Origin of the sequence: Janthinobacterium sp. P210006 (assembly GCF_036231885.1) — a bacterium.
Classification (GTDB): domain Bacteria; phylum Pseudomonadota; class Gammaproteobacteria; order Burkholderiales; family Burkholderiaceae_D; genus Janthinobacterium; species Janthinobacterium violaceinigrum.
On sequence record NZ_JAZARD010000003.1, the window covers coordinates 1 to 20,518 of the forward strand.

Here is a 20,518-nt window from a genome sequence, read left to right on the forward strand (position 1 = left end):
CGCGCTACCTGCCCAATTACCTGGGCTGGCGCTGGATACTCGACGCCAGGCGCATCCGCTCACCAGAAACATTATTGAAAGCAACGCTGGGAGCATTCCCACATTTGACGGTGACATAGCCAAATAAATCAGCTGTGTTTCAGATCAATGCCGGACCACCAGCCGCCGGGACCTTGCCGCAAGGTGACCGGCAGGGTTTCCGCCAGCGCCAGCAGGGTGGCAGCGCTGTCGTCGAGCGAGTAATTGCCCGACACGCGCAGCGCGGCGGCGGCCGGCGTGATGTCGAGGTAGCCGTGGTGGTAGGGCCGCAAGGCGGCCACGAGATCGCCTAGCGGCTGGTCGACGGCCACCAGCATGCCCTGCTCCCACGCCGTCGCCTGGCTTGCCGCCAGGTCCGGCAACATGCGCAGGCGTTCCCCGTCGAAACGCGCCGCCTGGCCCTGGCGCAGCACGCGCGCCAAGCCGTTGCCGGCGGGACGCACTTCCACGTCGCCGTGCACGGCCAGCGCCACGGTGCCCCGTTCTTCGCGCCGCAGCATCAGCGCGCCGCCCTGCGCCGCCACCGTGCCGTGCTTGCTGCGCAACAAGAAGGGGGTAGACCCCGCCGCCACGCGCGCCAGCAGCTGGCCCTGGCGCAAGGTGGCTTGCCGGTGTCCATGGCCGACATCCGTGTCGGCCGAGGAACGGGCGTCGAGGGTCAGCACGCTGCCGTCGGCCAGCGCAAAGCGGCCCCGCGTGGCCGTGGCCGTATGCAGGTCGGTGCTCCAGTCCGGCAAGAAAGGACTGCCGCGCAGCAGCCAGGCGCCGCCGAAGGCCGCGCCCGCCAGGCACAGGGCGCCCTGCAGCAGCTGGCGCCGCTGCCTGTCGTGCTGCGCGGCGCGGACCAAAGTCTGTCCGACGGCCCCCGCCCCGCCCGCCCCCTGCAGCGGGCCGACGCTGCGTTCCACGGCTTGCCCCAGGGTGCGCCAGGCGGCCGCATGGCGCGCATCGGCCGCCAGCCAGCGCGCAAACGCCTGGTGCTGGTCCGCATCGGCCTCGCCCGAACTGAGTTCGACCAGCCAGCCGATGGCGGCATCCTGTACGGAAGGGGCAGGCATCGATGCGGAAACGCTCATGCCGCGTCCGCGGCGGCCAGGCAGCAGCGCAAGCCTTGCGCCATGTACTGGCGCACCATGCTGGCCGACACGCCCAGTGCATCGGCGATCTGCGCATACGTGAGGCCGTCGAGCTGGCTCATCAGGAAGGCGCGGCGCGCCTTGACGGACAGGGTATCGAGCGCGCGCGACAGGCGCTCCAGCGCTTCGAGCAGCACGGCGCGCTCTTCCGGCGACGGCTGCACGGCGTCCGGCAGCTGGGCCAGGGTCGCGATGTACGCCTGCTCGATATCGCGCCGCCGCCACTGCTGCAGCAAGATGCTTTTCGCCACCGTCGTCAGGTAGGCGCGCGGCTCGCGGATGGCGGCCAGGCGCCCCGCATGCAGCACGCGCACGAAAGTTTCCGACGCCACATCCTCCGCTTCCGCCCGGTTACGCAAGCGCAACAGCAGGCGCTGCAGCAGCCAGCCCTGGTGGCCCGTGAACAGGCTGGCGGCCAGGGCGGCGTCATTCGAGGGGAAAGGCAAGGCAGACAAGGAGCGATCCGGCGATATGAATGATAATGATTCTCATTATATTGCAGAGACTGGAGGATGTCGCGCAATTTTGCTATGGTTGTCCTGCGCGAACAACGCTCCCAACCTTTGAAAGCACTGCCCGTCCATGTCCAGCCTCCCGATAGACGCCCTCTCCGTGATTGCACGCCAGTGCATTGCCGCTAGCTGCCTGCAGCGTTTTTGCCGGCGCCATGGCATCGGCCATCCGGCCCTGTCCGCGTTCACCGATCACGTCTGGAAGGTGGCGCAGCTCGGGGCCGGCGATTTTGCCGCCTGGCAGCAAGGCTTCGCCTGCCTGCCCATTACGGGCATGGGCGACCCATGGCCGGACGACGCATGCCAGGCCGTCCCCGGGCATCTGCGCGACACCTTGACGCAGCTGGTGCAACACGTGCTGGAAACGAGCGCATCGACCTGGTATGGCGACGATCTGCCGGCAAGCAGGCGGCAGCTGGAAGCGGTCTTGCGCATCTGCGGGCAACACGGCGTGGCCGTGCCGGAGCTGGAGCAATATACGCAACACGATGCGTCACTGCGCGCAGGCTGGGGGCCGGCCCTCACGGACGCGGAAGTTATCGCCTGGAAAGCGCTTGTTTAGCTAATCCGGGCGCGCAGTGACATGCCGCGCCGCCAGCTGCACTTATTCCAACTTGAACAAGACATTCACGCTCTTCTCCAGTGCGATGCTGCCCGGCGCGCGGACGGCCGACGAAGGTTCCGTGGGAGGAATAAAGGGTGGTGGCGCGAAACCCTCATTGCCGGCATGCATCAGCGTGCGCTCCAGCGATTGAAACGACGCTTCCGATATGGCCATGACGGAGACGATCTTCCGGTTGAACGATTTGGCAATGCGCGCCGCCTTCGTTTCCGCATCCCTGGCAGCCTTCAGGTCCAGTTCAGCGACCAGCGCGTCGTGCGCGCTGGTCTTGAATTCCGTATCCATCCGGGTGATGTTTTTCATGCCGGCCAGCTCCGACACCAGCGGCGTCCATGCCGCCAAATCCCGGACCCACACGCGCAGGTTGCGGTTGATGACATACATGGGCGGCGAATCGCGTTTTTCCCTGCCTGAATAATCGAGCGTGCGCATGATTTCGGAAGCCTGGATATCCGCCTGCGCAATTTTCACCTTGCCCAGCAACTGGAAGACCTCGGCGGTACCGGCATTGACCACGCCCAAGGTTTTTGCCGCATCGGCGCCCCGGCTGGCAACGGTGATCTCCATGACGGCCATGTCCGGCGGCACTTCCACCTGGGCCGTCCCTGTCTGGAAAATGAAGGGATAATCGGGCAGGGACGAGGCCTGGGCGGCCATGTTCAAGGTAAAAAGACCCACCACCAGCAACAGTTTGCGCTGCATGCCACTCCCATATGTTCGTTGAATGTTTCGACAATATAGCAGTGCAGGCACAAAATCCCAATAGCCGGCCCCGCTCACGCAAGCCGCGACGATTCCGGCAATTTCGCCAGCAGCTTGTCCAGGGTCACCGGATACTCGCGCACCCTCACCCCCGTCGCGTTGTAGACAGCATTCGCGATGGCGGCCGCCACGCCGCAGATGCCCAGCTCGCCTACCCCTTTCGCCTTCATGGGCGAGGACATGGGGTCCGTTTCATCTAAAAAGATGACGTCCTGGTGCGGGATGTCGGCATGCACGGGCACTTCGTAGCCGGCCAGGTCGTGGTTGACGAAGTAGCCGCGGCGCCGGTCGACCACCAGTTCTTCCATCAGGGCCGCGCCCACGCCCATGGTCATGGCGCCGATCACCTGGCTGCGCGCCGCTTTCGGGTTGAGGATGCGGCCGGCCGCGCACACGGCCAGCATGCGGCGCACGCGCACTTCGCCCGTGTCGCTGTCCACGCCCACTTCCACGAAATGGGCGCCAAACGTCGATTGCTGGAATTTCTTGTCGAGATCGCCGTATTCCATATGGTCTTCGGCTACCACGTCGCCATGGAAGGCGGCCGCCGCCAGGGGCACGCTGCGTTCGCCCTCGCTCACTTGCCCATCCGAAAAGCGCGCCTGGCTTTCATCAAAGCCCAGCTTGCCCGCGATGGCCTGGCGCAGGCGCACGCACGCCGCATACACGCCGGCCGTGGCACTGTTGCCGCCCCACTGCCCGCCCGAACCGGCCGACACGGGGAAATCCGAGTCGCCCAGGCGCACGACCACCTTGTTCAAGGTCACGCCCAGCATTTCCGCCGCCGTCTGGGCAATGATGGTATAGCTGCCCGTGCCGATATCCGTCATGTCCGTTTCCACCGTGATCACGCCGTTGCCGTCCAGGCGCACCCTGGCCGCGGACTTCATGACCAGGTTGTTGCGGAACGCGGCCGCCACGCCCATGCCCACGAGCCAGCGGCCGTCGCGCCGCGCGCCCGGCTGCGGCTGGCGCGCCTTCCAGCCGAACTCCACAGCCCCCGTGCGCAGGCAGTCGATCAGGCGGCGCTGGGAAAACGGCCTGCCCGGTTTTTCCGGATCCACTTTCGTGTCGTTGAGGATGCGAAAGACGATGGGGTCCATTTTTAATTTATCCGCCATCTCGTCCATGGCGATTTCCAGCGCCATCAGCCCCGGCGCCTCGCCCGGCGCGCGCATGGCATTACCTTCCGGCAAGTCCAGCACGGCCAGGCGCATGGCCGTCATGCGGTTCGGCCCCGCATACAGCAGCCGCGTCTGCATCACGGCCGTTTCCGGCTGCCCCCCTTTCAAGTCGCCGGACCACGATTCATGGCCGATGGCCGTGATCTTGCCGTCGCGCGCGGCGCCGATGCGCACGCGCTGGATGGTGGCGGGCCGGTGCGTCGTGTTGTTGAACATCAGGGGCCGCGTCAGGGCTACCTTGACGGGACGCTGCGCCGCGCGCGCGCCCAGCGCCGCCAGCAAGGCTTCCGCGCGCACGAACAGCTTGCCGCCGAAACCGCCGCCGATGTAGGGCGAGACGATGCGCACCTTGTCTTTCGGCACGCCCAAGGTGCGGGCCAGGTCGCCCCGGCCCCAGTCCACCATCTGGTTCGCCGTCCAGACCGTCACCTTGTCGCCGTCCCAGGCGGCAATCGAGGCGTGCGGCTCCATCATGGCATGCGACTGGTCGGGCGTCGTGTAGCTGGCGTCCAGGCGCACGGGGGCATTCGCATACGCGCCCGCGAAGTTGCCCGTCTTGCTGTCGGGCTTGCCGTCCTTGGGCTTGACCGCCGCACTCCTGGCCTGGGCCAGGTCGAAGGCGCCCGGCTGCGCCACATATTTCACGTCGAGCAACTGCGCGGCCGAACGGGCTTGCTCGAACGTTTCCGCCACCACCAGCGCAATGGCCTGGTGGTAATGCTGGATGTCCGGGCCGCCCAGCAGATTGGCCGTGTTCATCTTGCCTTTTCCCAATTTCCCTGCCGATGCCGCCGTCACCACGGCCAGCACGCCGGGCGCGCGCCGGGCCGCACCCGTATCGATGGCATCGATGCGGCCCTTGGCAATGGCCGCGCCCACGACATAGCCGTAGGCGGCGTGCGGCGCAGCCTTGTTCTGCTCGTACGCGTACGGCGCCGTGCCCGTGGTTTTCAGGGGGCCGTCGATGCGGTCCGTGGCGCGGCCCACGACTTTCAGTTGGTCGATGGGATTGGTGGTGGCCGGTGTCGTGAATTTCATGGTCTAGCCCTTCCGTGCGGATGCTTGCGCCATCACGGCCGCAATCGTGCGCTGCGCCAGGATGAGTTTGTAAGCGTTGTCGGCCGTCGGTCTGGCGCCGGCCAGCAGGCGCGCGCTCACGGCGGCGGCGCCGTCGGGCATCGATTGCTCCGCCGCGGCCACTCTCCACGGCTGCGGTGCGACGCCGCCCAGGGCCAGCCTGCCCGTGCCGTCCGGCAAGATAATCGCTGCCACGGACACGAGCGCGAACGCATACGAGGCGCGGTCGCGCACCTTGCGGTAGATGTGGATGCCGGCTACGGGCCGCGGCAGGGTGACGCTGGTGATCAGTTCGCCCGGCTGCAGCACCGTTTCCCGCTGCGGCGTGCTGCCCGGCAAGCGGTAAAAGTCCGCGATGGGGATGCTGCGCGTGCTGCCGTCGGCCCGCACCGTGTCGATGGCCGCGTCGAGCACGCGCATGGCCACGGCCATGTCGCTGGGATGCGTGGCGATGCAGGCGTCGCTGCCGCCCAGAATGGCCAGCGGCCGGCTGAAGCCGGCGATGGCCGAGCAGCCGCTGCCCGGCACGCGCTTGTTGCACGCCTGGTTCGTGTCGTAGAAATACGGGCAGCGCGTGCGCTGCAGCAGGTTGCCGGCCGTCGTCGCCTTGTTGCGCAATTGCGCCGAAGCGCCGGCCAGCAAGGCGCGCGACAGGACTGCGTAATCGCGCCGCACGGTGGCATGGGCCGCCAGCGCCGTGTTGCGCACGAGGGCGCCGATGCGCAAGCCCCCGTCCTGTGTAGCTTCCACTTTATCCAGGGCCAGGCCATTGACGTCGATCAAATGCGCGGGGGTTTCAATCTCCAGCTTCATCAGGTCGAGCAGATTCGTGCCGCCCGCGATGAAGCGGGCGCCCGGCGTGCGCACGGCGGCGGCCGCCGCTTCGGCCGGCGTGGCGGCCTTTTCATAGCTGAACACTCTCATGCCGGCCTCCCCGCCACTTCCGCGATGGCTTCGATGATGTTGGAATACGCGCCGCAGCGGCAAAGATTGCCGCTCATGCGTTCGCGCAATTCTTCCGGCGTCGCCTGCGGCGGCGCGTTCAGGTCGACGCTGACGTGGCTGGGAATGCCCTGGCGGATCTCTCCCAGCGCGGCCACGGCCGAACAGATCTGCCCCGGGGTGCAGTAGCCGCACTGGTAGCCGTCATGCGCGATGAAGGCCGCTTGCATGGGATGCAGTCTGTCGGGCGTGCCCAGTCCCTCGATGGTGGTGACCGTGGCGCCGTCATGCATCACGGCCAGGGTCAGGCAGGCATTGATGCGCTGGCCGTCCAGCATGACGGTGCAGGCGCCGCACTGGCCGTGGTCGCAGCCCTTCTTGGTTCCCGTCAGGTGCAGGTGTTCGCGCAAGGCGTCGAGCAAGGTGGTGCGCGTGTCGAGTTCCAGGCTGCGGCGCTGGCCGTTGACGTCGAGGCTCACCTGCATCAGGACGGGCGGCGGTGCAACACCGGCCTGGGTGGACGCAGTCACCGCTTCCGCGGCGCCCGCCACGCGGGGCACGGCCACGGCCGTGGCCGACAGCGCGCCGGCGATCAGCAAGCCGCGCCGGCCCGCATTGATGTGATTACACTCTGTCATGTCGCGCTTCCTCCTGGCTGTGGACTGGCTGGGTGGGCGCATGCAGGCCCGAAGTGCCAGTCTGGCAGCAGCAGATGTACGCGTCTGTACGCGAACGAACGCAGATCAGCCGTCAGCCGCCCATGTGCGCTGGTCCTTTGCGCAAGCGCAAACTGCGCCGCGGCGTGCCGACTCCGCCCAGCGCCGCGTAGCCCGTGTGGCGGGCGCAATGGTCGAGCGCCTGGCGCAAGGCCGTATCGACGTTGCGCAGTGACATGTCGTGCCGTTCGGCCACTTCCTGGCGGGTCAGCTCGTCCACGCGCAGCGCTTCGAGCACTTGCCGGTGGCGCCGCGGCAGCAGTTCGACGGCCTGCGCCAGGCGGCGCACGTCGGCCTGCAGCTCGGCCAGGCGTTCCGGCCCTGCCGCCGTATCGGCGAGGAAATCGACCAGGCCGGCGGCATCATCCCCGTCACGCTCGTCCGCATACAGCCAGGCGCGGTTGCGGCGCAGGCTGTCCACGGCCGCGTTGCAGGCCACGCGGAACACATAGGCGGCGGGGCTGTGCGCCAGCGGCGCGCCATCGCCTGCCGTCCACGCGCCCAGGCGCAGCCAGGCGTCGTGCAGGCTGTCGCTGGCCAGCTCGGCGCAGCCCAGGTGGCGCGTCAGGCGCCGGTGCAGCGCCGCGTAATTGCCTTCCAGCACCGCCTGCAGCCGGGCGCCCTGAGCGGGCAACGATGGCGGCGGGGCCACATCGTTGGCCGCCCGCAGGCGGGGCCGGATGGCGGGCCGGTACCAGGCCATGCCCGCATGCCCGCCAGCGCCCGGCATGCGCAAGGGCAAGGCATCGGCCGCCTTCGCCATGCCGGCCATCATGGCGACAACCTGCTGCGCTCTTGCGCCGTCAGCTGGCGCGTGGCCGATTCCGGCAACGTCCCCAGTCCCAGCACGCGCACGGCGCTGCGGGGGTTGTAATCGGCCGCCTCGATGCGTGCGCCATCCTGCGGTGCCGCTTGCGCGCTGTCGGGCGGCGCCTCGCTGCCAAAGCCCAGCACGCGCACCGTGAACACGGATGGCTGCGCGGAACGGGTGGCGGCGCGCTCGCGCTGCACCACGTCCTGCGCCGCCGCCGTGGCCTGGGAAGCGGCCGCGCTGGCGTTCGTCATGGCCGCCACGTTGACGGACGCCACCGTCGGCATGCCCTTGGCCTCGCCCTTGACCTGGATGTTGGCTGCATTCATCACTTTCAGCGCGGCCAGGTTGACGTTGCCCGAGACGCGGATGCCCGCCTCGCCCGCGTCGATGGTGCCCAGCGGGGCCAGCAAGTCCACGTCGCCGGCCGGCACTTCCGCGATCGGCGCCAGGGTGGCGATGCCGGCGCCCGTGCTGGGCACGTCCGACGACAGGGTCACGTTGCCCCAGTTGTCATACACGCGCTTGGGCGGCGTGTAGACGATGGTCGACTTTGAACCGCGCCCCGCGTTGATGTCGCCCTGCGACGACCAGCCGAGGATGTCGCCGCCAAACGTCGTCATGATGCGGCTCTGGCCCAGCAGGATGCTGCCGTGCGAGAACAGGTCGATATTGCCGCCGCCCTTGGTGATGACGCCCGAGGTCGACGGGGGCGCCTCGCCTTCGATGCCCAGCACCTGCTTGCCGCCTGGCGTCAGCAGCTCGATATCGCCGCCGAAATTCGTGTGCACGTAGCCGCTGCGGGGAACGATGCGGTCATAGTTCAGCGAAAGCGGATTGTAGGCGGCATACGTGCCGCGGTACATGACGATATCGCCCGCATACGACATCGCCTTGCCGCTGGCGTCCGTGGCCGGCGCCAGGCCCGCGATGGCGTTGCGGCTGCGCAAGAAGCTGCCATAACGCGAGCTGTCCGCATCGTTGTATTCGCGCCCGCCCGCCTTCAGTTCCGCAAAATACACGGTGCGGGCGAATACGCGCTGCTGCGGCTCGGGCAAGGCGAGATAAAAGGCCAGCGCTTCGGCCGCCGTGCCCTTGAAGCCGTAGCGCTCACCGAGCCAGGTTGCCAATTCGCTGTCGTACGCTTTCACCACCTTGCCCGCCTGGTCCGCCAGCGGCACGCCCTTCTGCGCCACGTTCGCCGGGTCCAGATACGGCTTGACGAAGCGCAGGTAATCGAGGCCGGCCGCCCCCACGCCTGCCTGCATGGCGATGCCGGCGCCCGGACGCTTGTCTCCCGTCACGACGGGACCGAGGCTGACGACGCTGCCCTTGTCCTGCATCAATATGTTGCGGCCCGCGCTGATGTCCAGCGTGCCGGGACCGGCCACGTTGAAGGAACTGCCCAGGATGTCGCGCCCGGCCGAGACCACCGATACGTCATATGCATTGTTGTGCACGAAAAGGTTGCTGAGAATCCTGAAGCGCATCTCGCCGGCGGCGGTGCCATCCAGGGCTTCCAGCTGCGCCGTGCCGCTGCTGACGATATCGCGTCCCGCCTTCATCCACACGGCTTGCCCTCCCTCGTACCAGGTGATGCCCGCATGCGCGGCATCGGTGAATTCGATGATGCGGCCGCTATTCACGCCCACCAGGTCGCCCGTGGCGGCATAGATGCGGGCGGCCTGCGTACCGCTGTTCGCCGGGCCGGACGAGGAATTCGGTCCAAAGGCAAACAGCGGGAAGTTCCATTTCGTTGCTGGCGTCCCCTTGCTTGAGATATTGGCAGCCAGAGGATCGGTCACGTAAGTCCTGATATCCCAGCCCGTAAAGCCAGGCTTGAACGGCGTGACGATGCTGTCGGCGGCAGCACTGGACTGGCTGACGGCATAGCCGCCCGCATAGATGGAATCGCCGGCGAGCCACTGCAGCTGCGCATTGGGCGATGGCGCCAGCATCAGCGGATCAGCATAACTGGTGGCGGCAATCGCGTCGACAACTGCTTTGCCGTAATACAAGCTGCCATGCGGCGCCGCGGCCCGCACGATGGACGGGTAGACGATGGCCAGGTCGGTGGCCGTGCCAAGCGACCCGCTCAGGGGAGTCATATTGCCGCCGGCAGAGAACAGGTCGAGCGCCGTGCGCGGCGTCCACAGGCTGAACCAGCTGTAGCCATAGCCCTGCTCTCCGGACGGGCCGGTGAATGGCGTGGCATTGGGCAGGGACACGCGGCCGGGGTCGGCCACATCCTGCAGCGCCTGGTCGCCCAGGGTCGCCACGCTGAAGGTGGCGTCGCCGGGTACCAGGAGCATGCCGCCGCGCGGCGTGGCACGCGTGGCCGTGAAGGCGTCATAGGCCCGCGTTTCCAGCGGTACGTGCTGGGTAGGCTGCGAACCGTACTGCAGCGCCAGGCTGCCCAGCTGTGTGGCCGACGTTTCCGCGTGGCCCCGCAAGTCGACCAGCGCGCCATTCAGATAGCCTCCACCGGGCGTGCTGGCGGGATTGAGCGCACCGCCCACGCGCAGGTCGAGGTCGCCGCCGCCCGTCAGCAGCAGGCTGCCGTCGGCCTGCACGCGGCCCGTGCTGCCCACGGCCAGCAGCAAGCCCTGCGAACGGGGATTGATGTTGGCGTTATAGGAACTGCCCGTCAGCAGCGTCTGCACGCCCGCATCACCCGCCACCTCGGCGCGCACATTGCCGCCGCCCAGGGTACCGAAGCCCGTAAAACCCAGCACGGTGTCGGCCAGGGTATCGCGGCGCATATAGCTGCCGAAGTTGATCCACCACGCCGTCGGCTGGGCCGGGCCGCCCGTGGCCACGCCGCCGCTGCCCTGGCGCCACAGCCAGTTGCCCACCGGCACCGAATCGGCCAGGCCATCCTTGCTGACGGGACGCTCGTTGTTGGCGCTCGAGGCGTTGAGCAACGAGCCGCTCAAGTTACCCGCCACCTTCAGCAGCAGATTGCCGCCCTGGTCCGGATACCATGCCCGGTAGATGCTGTCGGTGCCGCCATCGACCAGGCGTTCATGCGCGCCGTCGGGGTTGCCCAGCACCGTACCGTTCGCATTGCGCGAGCGCGGCAGGTTGTACGGATCGCCGGCCACCGTCGGCGAAGACGACATGCCCGCCGTGTACACGCCATACAGGCTGTCCACGCGCAGGTCGCCGCCGCTGACGAGGTCCAGGTCGCCCGTGCCCGTGCGCAGCACGCTGTGGCGCAGGCTGCTCGCCTTGTAGTCGAACGTGGGGTTCGGCGTGCCGCACCAGGTGGGGTTCTCCTCGCAAATGGTGGGCCAGCCCAGCGCCACCGGATCGAGCAGGTCGCCCTCCTTGGTTTTGGGGTCGGCAAACTCTTCCGCGCCTACTTTGGTCCACACGTAGGACACCCTCAGATCGCACCAGCTGGGGGTGTCGGCGCAGAACGTCGCAATCGTGGTGCCGTTCTGATTGAGAAATTCCTCGGAAATCGGTTCGCCCGCCACGATGCCTTCGATGCCCTGCTCTCCCGCTTCCTTGCTCCAGTACTGCACGCCCTTCGGCGGGACCAGGATGCCGTACATGCCGTAGTGGCTGTCGGCCAGGCGCAGGGTGCCGTGCGCGGGATGCGCCTGCACGGCGCGCGTGTCGGCCCCGTCCAGGTCGGCGCCGGCCACCAGGCGCATGCCCCACGCTTGCGAGCCTTCGGCCAGCATGGGTGCGATGGCCCACAGCTTGCCCTGGCTGCCCGCCACTTCCGGACGCAGCTCGATGGCCGCCACACCGGGCAACAGCTTGACGTCGGTGCCGGACGGGATCAACGAGCCCACGGCCAGCGCCAGGTTGCCATCGAGTACGAAGACCGAGCGTTCACCGGCCACGCCAGGCAGCGCCACGCCCTTGGGCCAGGTCATGGCGCTCACTTTCACCGCTTGCTTGAGCACACTGCCGGCGTCCAGACGCATGCCGGCGGTGAAGGTCTGCTCCGTGGCCAGCAAGGTGCCGGCCGCGTGGACGATATTGCCGGCACTGTCGCGCACGGCAGCCGCCAGCACCGTACCGGCCGGCACGGTCATGGCCTGGTCCAGGGTCACGGCCACGGGCAGGCGCGTATTGGCCATCAAATTGAAACCCTTGATGGGCAGGTCATAATTGAGCGCGATGCCGCCCGGGAACAGCGTGCCATCGGCCACGGTCACGCCCTTGCCCGGCACGATGACGTCGCTGCCATTGATGTCGCGCCCCGGCAGCAGGCGCCAGCCGTTCTCGTCCTTGGTGGCGGGCGGCGGCGCGAAGCCGTCGTTGATGCTGCCGTAAATATTCAAATCGCCGCCGGCGCGCAGCAGCAGGCTGCCCACCTCGCCCGAGCCGCGCACGGTCGTGCGCTGGAAGCGGGGATTGAGGCTCGCGTAGCGCATGCCCGACAGATCCAGGTCGCCCTGCACCACCAGGTCGCCGTCCGCCGTCTTGCCGACGATATCGACGCCGGGACGCACATGCAGCGCATCGGCATACGCGGCCGTGGCCAGGCCCGCCAGTTTGCCGTTGCGCAAGGCCGTATTGGCCAGCGCCGCATCGATGAAGGCCGTGCTGTCGCCGTGCTTGCTGTCCAGATACGCCTGGTTGATCACCTGGTAGGGGCGGCCGCTGGCCGACAGGTCTTGCACCGGCTGTCCATTGGCGCCCGGCACTGTGGCGTAGGCCGCGTCGTCGTAGCGCTGCATGGCGTTGACGGCGATGGATTTCGCGCCGCGGATGGTCAAGCCGCCGCCGGCCGCAATGGCGATGTCGCCAAATGTGGCGGCGTCCGCATCCGTGCGCGCGCCGCCGCTGCCCAAGCGCGGCGCATACAATTCCACCGTGCCGCGCGCGGCGCCGTCATATTCGCCCTTGCCCTTGCCCGCCACGGCGGCCGTGCCGTGGCGCACGTCGATCTGCGCGCCGCCGGCCAGGTTCAATGCGCCCTCGCCCGCATTCAGTTCCACCGTGGCGCGGTTCGGGCTGTCGATGATCTTGCCATAGCTGTCGACGCGCAGGACGGTGCCATGCGCGTCGAGCACGGCGTTGCCGGCCAACGTCAATCCATGCTTGCCGGCCAGGCGGATGCTGCCCACGCGCTCGCCGCTGGCATCGATCACGCCTGCGACGGCGAGACTGCCATTGTCGACGGACACCTGCACTTCGCCCGCCTTGACCTCATTGCCGATGGTCAAGTCTCCCCGTTTCAGCTGGAAGCTGCGCGCGCCCGTCACGCCGCCTTCCGTCAGGCGCTGGTTCAGCGACGCGAACTGGCTGTCAAGCTTGCCGCCCGCGCCCAGGGTTTGCGCGCGCACGTCCACGCTGCCCTTCTTGTACGGCACCATGGTGCCGCCCGCGTCGTAGCTGCCGCTGGCGCCGCCCAGGATCTTGCCCTGCAAGTCCACCATGCCGGCAGCGCCGTCGAGCGCCACGGCCTTCAGGCTGCCGGCGCGGTTGTTGTCGGCCGACAGGTCGATCACGCTCCCGGCACCCTGGCGGATGTCGCCGGCGCGGCTGTCCAGGGTCACGTCGCCGCCCCAGCTGTATTTATCCACGTCAAAGAAAGTGCTCTTGCGGCCCGCCAGGTCGAGGCGGGCGCCGTCCGCCACGGTGATGTCATGCTGCGCGCTGACGGTGAGCTCGCCGCTCGGCAGCACCACGGCCGTGGCCACGCTGACGCTGTCGCCGTTCAAGCTCAACTGAGCACCGAGCCCATCGTTGTTCTTGACGGGCGCGGCCGGCGCCACGCCGGCCGGCGCCGCCACCGTCAGGGCGCCGCCCGCCGTGTAGCTATGCGTGGAACCGGCCTCGCCCGTCAGCAGCGGCGTGATGATGTTCAGTTTGCCGCCGCTGTACTGGTAGCCCTTGCCCGTCTCGTAGCCGTCCTGCGCCTGGTAGACGGACAGGCTGCCCTTGTGGTTGGCCGTGACCTGTCCGCTGGCCTTCAGGTTGACATTGGCAAAACCCAGCGCCAGGCGGTCGAACGAGGCGACGCCGGCCGGCTGCGTGAACGGGCCGAAACCGAAATCGATGCGCTCCGCCTCCAGGTTCAGGGTGCCGCTGCCCGTGCCGGCGCCGTGCGTGATCACATTGCCGGCCTGCGACAGGGCGCCGCCCCAGATCAGCTTGGCCGTGCGGATGGTGGCCACCGCGCCGTCGTCGCCCTGGCCATACATGGCCGGCGTGGTCAGCACCAGGCGCTCCAGGGTGGACTTGCCCGTCGTCTTGTCGTAGGTATCGAGCACCACGTCGCCATAGAAATTGACGCTGTCGGCCGCGCTCAGCATCAACGCCTGCAGGGCCGGCGCGCCCGTGCTGGTGTCGCCGCGCAGCAGGCGCTCCAGCACGCCCTGGTTCATGGCCAGGCCGCTGGAACGCGTGCCGCTGGCCTGGGCCGCCGCCAGCGCCTCGCTGCTGCCCATGTTGATGGCGCCTACCGCCAGGCTCAGGTTGCGCGTGCCGTAGCGGGCCGAGTTGTCCAGCTCGAAACTGCCGTTCGTCGACATCAGCAAGGTGCCTTCCGAGTACAGGCTGGCCGTGCCGGCGCAGGCGTCGCCGCACACGCCGATGCTGATGCCGCCGCGCGCCGAACCGCCGACAGGGACCACATTCATCAAGCCGTTCGAGGCGGCCAGCATATGGATGCCCTCGTTGCTCTGGTAGATAAAACCGTCGTTGGAGTCATAGGCGGCCTTGCCGCGGCCCACCGTGTTGATGCCCGCGCCTGGCGCAACATCGATCAGGCCGGCGGTCAAGTCCGTATTCCAGGGATCGCGCGCCAGCAGCATCACTTCCGGCGCCGCCAGGATGGCGCCGCGGCGCAGGTAGATATTGTGTGCCTGCGCCGTGCCAAAACTGATGTAATTACCGCCCTGTCCGTAATTGATGATGGGCGTGGAACCGATGACGATGCGCGCCGCGCCCATCGCGTTCAGGCTGCCGGCATGCAGCGTGACGCCGTCAAAACCCGGCGTGGCGGGCGCGCCGTCGGCGATGATTTCAAGATCCTCTGGGCCGCCCGCGATCACCGACACGGTGCCGCCGAAGCCGCCCGTGGCCGCGCCGAACTTGCCCGTGCCCTCGAACTGGAAGGAGTCGATGCCGGCGCCGGGCGCCAGTTGCAGCTTGAACGTCTTCGCATCGGCCGGCAGCAGCGCGCGGGGAATGCCCCGCGTTTGCGCGTCGGCCAGGGCAAACGCCGTATAGCCCATTTCGTTGTACTGCGAATACGTGCGCAAGACCTTGGCCGGCGTGAGTATCAGCTGGCTGGCCAGCGGCGCGCGGATATCCGTGCCCGCGATCGACAGCGTGCCGGGCGCTGCCCAGGAACCGTTGCGCAGCGGCTGCGCCGGGGCGCCGCCACTCGCCTGCCCCGCCAGGCCGTTCAGTTCCACGCGGAAGGCGCCCGGCAACAGGGCGTAGGTCGATGGCATCAACGTGTAGGTGCCGGCGGGCAAACCCGGCACGCCGCTGCCTATCGTCACCTGCCGGCCCACGACCGGGTCGGAAGCGGCCTGGTCGCCGCCCACGGGCGCCTGCGGCGCCTGCACGCCCGGCACGATGGCGTACACGGGATTCGTCGCCAGGCCCGGCAGGACAAACCCGCCGTTCGCCCCCACTTGCACCAGCGGATGGTAGCGCGCATCGGTGGAGCCGCCGCGGCCGGCGATGAAGCCGGCGCCCGTCAGTTCGCCGCCGCCCGACAAGTCCAGCAGCGCGCCCGGCTTGACGGCCACGGCCACACTGGCGATATCGACGCCGATGCGCATGGTGCCGTTGACGCTACTGCCGCCGACGCCGAGAAACTCCGTCTTCTTGCCATCGACGTTCCAGTTCTGGCCATCGGCCGTGCCGCCATACGGCATGACCATGCCGGCGGCGCTGACGGAGGTGATACTGCCAGGCAAGAAATTGATGCTCAGGCTATTCTCGTCCGCGCGCAGGCTGAGGCCCAGGTTAAGCAGGCCCAGCGGCGCGCGCACGATGCCGCCCTGCTCGATATGGGCGGCGCCCAGCTGCAGCATGCCAAAGGCCGAGTACGGCACGGCGGGAATGCTGTCCGTGCTGCGCGCAATGGTCAGGCTGCGCTCGGGATCGTAGACGATATTGCCGTTTTTTATATCCATGCCCACGCGCACGGCAGCGCCGGCGCCCGTGGCCGGATACATCTGGGCCACCTTGAGGGTCATGTCGCCCGGCGAAGACAGCACCGTCGACGGCTGGTTGCCATCCCAGCCCAGCGGCGACAGCAGGAAGCGCAGGTCGCCGCGGCTGGTCAGGCGCACGTCGTTGGCCACGACTTCGACCATGCCGCGCACGTCGATCAGGTCGCCCGCTATGCTGATCTGGCTGGCGACCGGCGACTTCCCTGCGCTGCCGGGCGTCGTATAGAAATCGCGGCCGGCCGGCTTGATGCTGGCCAGCCGCACATACGGCGCCGCCACGCTGACCTTCGCGTCGGGCGAACTGCCGGGCGACAGCACAGGCCCGCCGTACAGCTGGAAGCTTTGCCGCATCGTCAGCGACACGTCGCCATCGAAGCTGGCGGCGCCCAGCAGGGCCAGATTGCCGAAACCGCCTGCCTCCACCTGTTCCACGGAAAAACGGCCATGGCCGTACTGCAGCGCCTGCGGCCCGTCCTGGGCCGCTTCCCGCGCCGTCACACCGCCGGCCAGATCGCTGGCCGCCTGGCGCTGCGTCAGCCGCAGCTGGCGGCCCTGCAGCACCTTGGGCGTGGCCAGCACTTTCAGGTATTCGGGCGTGCCCGTGGCCACGGACAGGGTGCCGCCCGCCGCGCCCGCGCCGCCCGCCCTGGCCCGCAGCTGGCCATCGAGGTACAGGCCGTTGTTCGACGCCAGCGCGATGCTGCCGCCCGCGCTGGCCACGTCGATGGCGTCGCCATTGACGTCGAGCACGGCGTGCGCGCCGGACGCGTCGAGCACGGCGCCGTCGCGCACGACGACGAACAGGCTGGCCGCCGAGGTGCTGCCCTGCGCATGGTCGATCTCGCCGCCGACGACGATGCTGCCGCCATCGACCACCTTGCCGTAGCGCCGACCCTGCGCGTCCGTGGCGCTGACGGCGCGCGATGCCACGTCGAGCACGGCGTTGTCGCCGATCCAGATGGAGCGGCCATGGCCGGCCGCCTCCACCGCCTCGGACACGGGCTTGTCGACGCCCACGCCGCCCAGGCTGATCTTGCCGCCCCATGCGTTCAGGCGCCCTTCCACCGTCAGCTGGCCCACGCTGGACAGCTTGATGGACTGGCCCGCATCGACGCTGACCACGGCATTCTTGCCCACCAGCAACTCGGCGATGGCCATGTCGGCCGCGCCGGACTGGATATCGCCCACCTGCACGGCCAGGCTGGCGCCCTTGCGCTGCGTCAAGGTGCCCTTCAGCGGATTTTCCGTGACCTGTTCCGGCGTCCACAGGGCCAGTTTTTCATTGTCCACCACGCGCAATACCGGCATGCGCACGTCCACCTGCGTGCCGTCCGCTACCGTCACGCCCTGCTTGCCGACCAGGCTGTAGCTGGAAAAACCCTTGTCGAAGAAGCCGCCGTCCAGCTGCAGGGCACCCGCGGCGGGTTTTTCAACGTTGCCGATCATGATCTTGTTGGCCTGCAATTCCAGCTTGCCGCCGCCCGCCACGCCGTGGCCGCGCACTTGCGCGCCCTCGCCCAGCACCAGGTCGGCCTTCGGTCCGTAGCTGGCCAAGGTCACGTTGCCGCCCTTGCCGCCCTGCTGTTTCGCCTGCGCCAGGATGGCCGCGCCGGAACTGACGTCGACCAGGCTGCCATTGCCGATGCGCACGTCGCCATACGTTCGCAACGATATGCTGCCGCCGTTCATATAAGGCAGGCCGGCGGCGGCCAGCGGGTCGCGCAGCACGTTACTGAGCAAGCCGCTGGTATCGAGCGTGACGCCGTCGGCCAGCACCAGCGTGCCCGGGGGCACGCCCGGATTGACGAAGGTATCGAGCATGCCCAGCGAACCGATCTGGTTCAGCACGTTGCCGGCCGCGATGCTGCCGCCACGGCTGCGCAGGCTGGCATTGATGGCCACGTCCTTGCCGAACAGGGTGATATTGCCGCCATCGGCCACCTGCAGCGCGCTGTCGACGGTGATCGCGCCCTTGGCGGCGATGCGCAGGGCGCCCAATTGCTGATTATTCAGCAAGGTGGTGTCGAGCAGCAGCTTGCCCTCGCGCTCAGTGGACAGCACGCCTGTCACGTCGAGGCCGGCGGCGATGCCGTCCTGCACGCGCGTCAGGCGCACCTCGTCCATGACGGCCGACAGCGCATGCTGCAGCACGCCCGTGCGCTTGTCGAACATGGGCTGATACTGGCCCACGATCAGCTGGCCCCGCTGCGCGGCCGCCAGCTGCGACTGCTGGTAACCGTCCAGCAGCGCTTGCGGCGCCTGCGCCTGGCGCTCGCCCTGGAAGACGTCGCCCGCGATGCCCCCTTCCAGCACGGCCGATCCCGTGGCCACCACCAGCTTGCCCGCGTCGCGGCCCACCGTGTAGCCGTTTTCCAGGCGCTTCTGCGCGGCGATCAATGGATTGGCGTAAAAGGCGCTGGCATCCTTGCCCCAGCGCGCGTGCTCTTCCTCGTAACCCTTGTACACGCCCGCATACGCAAGGTCCGCGGGCGCGCTGCCGGCCTCATATAGCTTGCCGTCCGCGCCTTTCAGCCAGGTCTGGCGCAGCGCGCCCGTCTGCACGTCCAGGGTGCCGCCCGACAGGTTGATGCTGGAGCCAAGCTGTGTGACGACGTCCTTGCCGCCGAAGCTGACCGTGCCGCCCTGCGCCATCCATTCGCTGACGGAATGGCCCTGCGTGCCCAGGTAACCGGCCACTTCCAGCAAGCCGCCCGCCGTGTACCAGCGGTCGCTGTCGTAGCCGTTCGTGCCTTTTGGTACGAACACGAGCTTGCGGCGGTCCACCCAGATATTGTTGTTGATCAAGGCCTTGCCGTCGCGGTTGACGGGCGCATCGCGCTGCTCGTTGCCCTGCACGTTAATTTCGACATTGTTCGCTTCCATCGCCACCTTCACGCCCACGGCGCCGGAGACGTCGAGCTGCGCGCCGTCGCGCAGCAGGCTGCGGCTGGCCGCGTTGACGGCGATCTGGCCGCCCGTGGCCAGGGTCAAGGAATCGCCCATGAATTCCACCGTGCCGGCGCTGCCGATCTCGATGCGCGACTGGTCGCGGCGGTCGTTGACGGCGAGGATATTTTCCGTGGACGTCACGGCCGGGCCGCGCATGGCGTCGCGCTGGCTGTCGAGCGCCGTCGTCTTGCCGTCGTCCTCGACGAGGATGGCCGTGGTGGCGCCCCGTCCCACGGTGACGGCCGCGTCGCTGCCCAGCGCGTTCAGGTGAATGGTGCCGCGCGTGGCCGTGGTGGTGGACGCGAGCAGCACGCCGTCCTGCTGCACCGTGCGCCCGGCCAGAGTGACGTCGCCTTCGCGCGCCTGGATCAGGCCCGTGTTGACCACCTTGCCCGCCGTGCTGCCGGCCGCGAACTGGGGCGTGACTGCGCTGCCGCGCGTGGTCGACAGGGGATTGCCGTCCGTGCCCACGCCTTTCTTGATGGCGAAACTGTCGCCGGCGGCCAGCAGGGCCTGGCCTTTCGGCGTGCTGATTTCTCCCCCGTTGTGGACTTCCTGGCCCAGCAGCATCACGTAGCCGCCCCCTTCCGTGCTGCCCTTGGGCGCATTGCTGGCCAGGCGCGCGCCCGCCTGCACCTGCACCTTGCCGGCCGCATCCGTCAACGTCGTGGCGCCGGCCGTGCCGGCACTGTAGATGCCGTTTTTCTGGAATTGCGCATCGCTGATGCGGGCCGCGGCCGCCACCAGGCTGCGCGTGTCGACCTGGCTCGTGCCCGTAAACACGATGCCGTTGCGGTTGACCAGCAGCACCGTGCCATCGGCCTTGATCTGGCCCTGGATCTGGCTGGGACGCGCTTGCGGATCGTTGACCCGGTTCAGCACGGCCCAATCCTTTTGCTGCTGGAACGTCAATGTCGTGTCCTTGCCGACGTTAAACGTTTCCCAGTTCAGGATGGCCTTGTCCGCCGTCTGCTGCACCACCACGGCCGTCTTGCCCGCCGCTACCGTCTGCACGGGCGCCTGGGCATTGAGCCAGCCGGCCGTCAGGCTGTTGGTGTCGACCTGCAAGCCGCCCTGTGCCAGGCCATTTGGCGCACTGGCGCCGCCCGCGGCAGCCTGGCGCGCCTGCGCCTGGGCCGCTTGCTGGGCGGCGATGGCGCGCGCGGCCAGGTTCAGGTTGTTGAGCGAGCGCTGCAACTGCGCATTTGCCTGCTGTTGCTGGCCCTCGGGCCGGCTGCCCGGCGGCAGCGGCTGGCCATTCGGCAGCCGGCCCGAGGTGGCCGCCGTATTCTGCGCCGCGCCCTTGGCCGCGAACCAGCTGCCGCTGAACGCCTGCTGCGCACGCGCGGGCGTGGCAAAGGCGCCCGCCATCAGCATGGTGGTCAGCGCGTAAGCGAGCGGCGTGAGCCGCAAGCGGCTGCCCAGCGTGGAGGACCGCTGCGCGCCCGTGTCGACGTTTGGGACTGGGCGCTGGGCAGTGTGAAGCTTGGTCATGGCAATGGTTTCCTGGCTAGAGAGAAGGGAACGGAGCCTGGCGGTAGCGCAAGCGTCCATGCCTCCATGACGTAGCTGGACGGCGGAAGGGATAATGTTTTTTGAAAAATATTTT

The 20,518-nt window shown here is 68.2% G+C and carries 9 protein-coding genes and 1 pseudogene; 2 read left to right on the plus strand and 8 right to left on the minus strand.

Annotated features, from left to right (window positions below):
- A pseudogene (locus VPH41_RS14240) lies at positions 1-119 on the plus strand (IS1595 family transposase); the annotation flags it as partial.
- Between the two features lie 9 nt (positions 120-128).
- On the opposite strand, the gene VPH41_RS14245 reads toward VPH41_RS14240, so the two are convergent.
- Together VPH41_RS14245 and VPH41_RS14250 are read right to left on the minus strand one after the other, a co-directional pair.
- Entirely contained in the window at positions 129-1,115 is a 987-nt protein-coding gene (locus tag VPH41_RS14245; RefSeq protein WP_328570534.1) for a FecR family protein, read from the minus strand.
- On the minus strand, positions 1,112-1,630 hold the full coding sequence (locus VPH41_RS14250) for a sigma-70 family RNA polymerase sigma factor (protein ID WP_328570535.1): 519 nt from the start codon (positions 1,628-1,630) through the stop codon (positions 1,112-1,114). The genes VPH41_RS14245 and VPH41_RS14250 overlap by 4 nt, the downstream gene beginning before the upstream one ends.
- 127 nt (positions 1,631-1,757) lie before the next feature.
- Between VPH41_RS14250 and VPH41_RS14255 the strand changes: the two genes are divergently transcribed.
- Complete coding sequence (locus tag VPH41_RS14255) at positions 1,758-2,249, plus strand: hypothetical protein (RefSeq protein WP_328570536.1); 492 nt, start codon at positions 1,758-1,760, stop codon at positions 2,247-2,249.
- 42 nt (positions 2,250-2,291) lie between these two features.
- Here the strand turns inward: VPH41_RS14255 and VPH41_RS14260 are convergent, their stop codons facing one another.
- The 6 genes from VPH41_RS14260 to VPH41_RS14285 all read right to left on the minus strand — a co-directional run bounded on the left by VPH41_RS14260 (position 2,292) and on the right by VPH41_RS14285 (position 20,403).
- Positions 2,292-3,011, minus strand: a complete 720-nt coding sequence (locus VPH41_RS14260) for an SIMPL domain-containing protein (RefSeq protein ID WP_328570537.1) — start codon at positions 3,009-3,011, stop codon at positions 2,292-2,294.
- 74 nt (positions 3,012-3,085) lie between these two features.
- Positions 3,086-5,293, minus strand: a complete 2,208-nt coding sequence (paoC, locus tag VPH41_RS14265) for an aldehyde oxidoreductase molybdenum-binding subunit PaoC (RefSeq protein WP_328570538.1) — start codon at positions 5,291-5,293, stop codon at positions 3,086-3,088.
- Positions 5,294-5,296: 3 nt separating this feature from the next.
- Positions 5,297-6,256 carry an FAD binding domain-containing protein gene (locus tag VPH41_RS14270; protein ID WP_328570539.1) on the minus strand — a complete coding sequence of 320 codons (960 nt, stop codon included), beginning with the start codon at positions 6,254-6,256 and terminating at the stop codon, positions 5,297-5,299.
- Positions 6,253-6,912 (minus strand): aldehyde dehydrogenase iron-sulfur subunit PaoA, encoded by a 660-nt coding sequence (paoA, locus tag VPH41_RS14275; protein WP_152284952.1) that lies wholly within the window; start codon positions 6,910-6,912, stop codon positions 6,253-6,255. The genes VPH41_RS14270 and paoA overlap by 4 nt, the downstream gene beginning before the upstream one ends.
- A gap of 112 nt (positions 6,913-7,024) precedes the next feature.
- Positions 7,025-7,765, minus strand: coding sequence for an RNA polymerase sigma factor (locus VPH41_RS14280; RefSeq protein ID WP_328570540.1), 741 nt, complete (start codon positions 7,763-7,765; stop codon positions 7,025-7,027).
- Positions 7,762-20,403, minus strand: a complete 12,642-nt coding sequence (locus VPH41_RS14285) for a filamentous haemagglutinin family protein (protein WP_328570541.1) — start codon at positions 20,401-20,403, stop codon at positions 7,762-7,764. The genes VPH41_RS14280 and VPH41_RS14285 overlap by 4 nt, the downstream gene beginning before the upstream one ends.
- Positions 20,404-20,518: the final 115 nt, after the last annotated feature.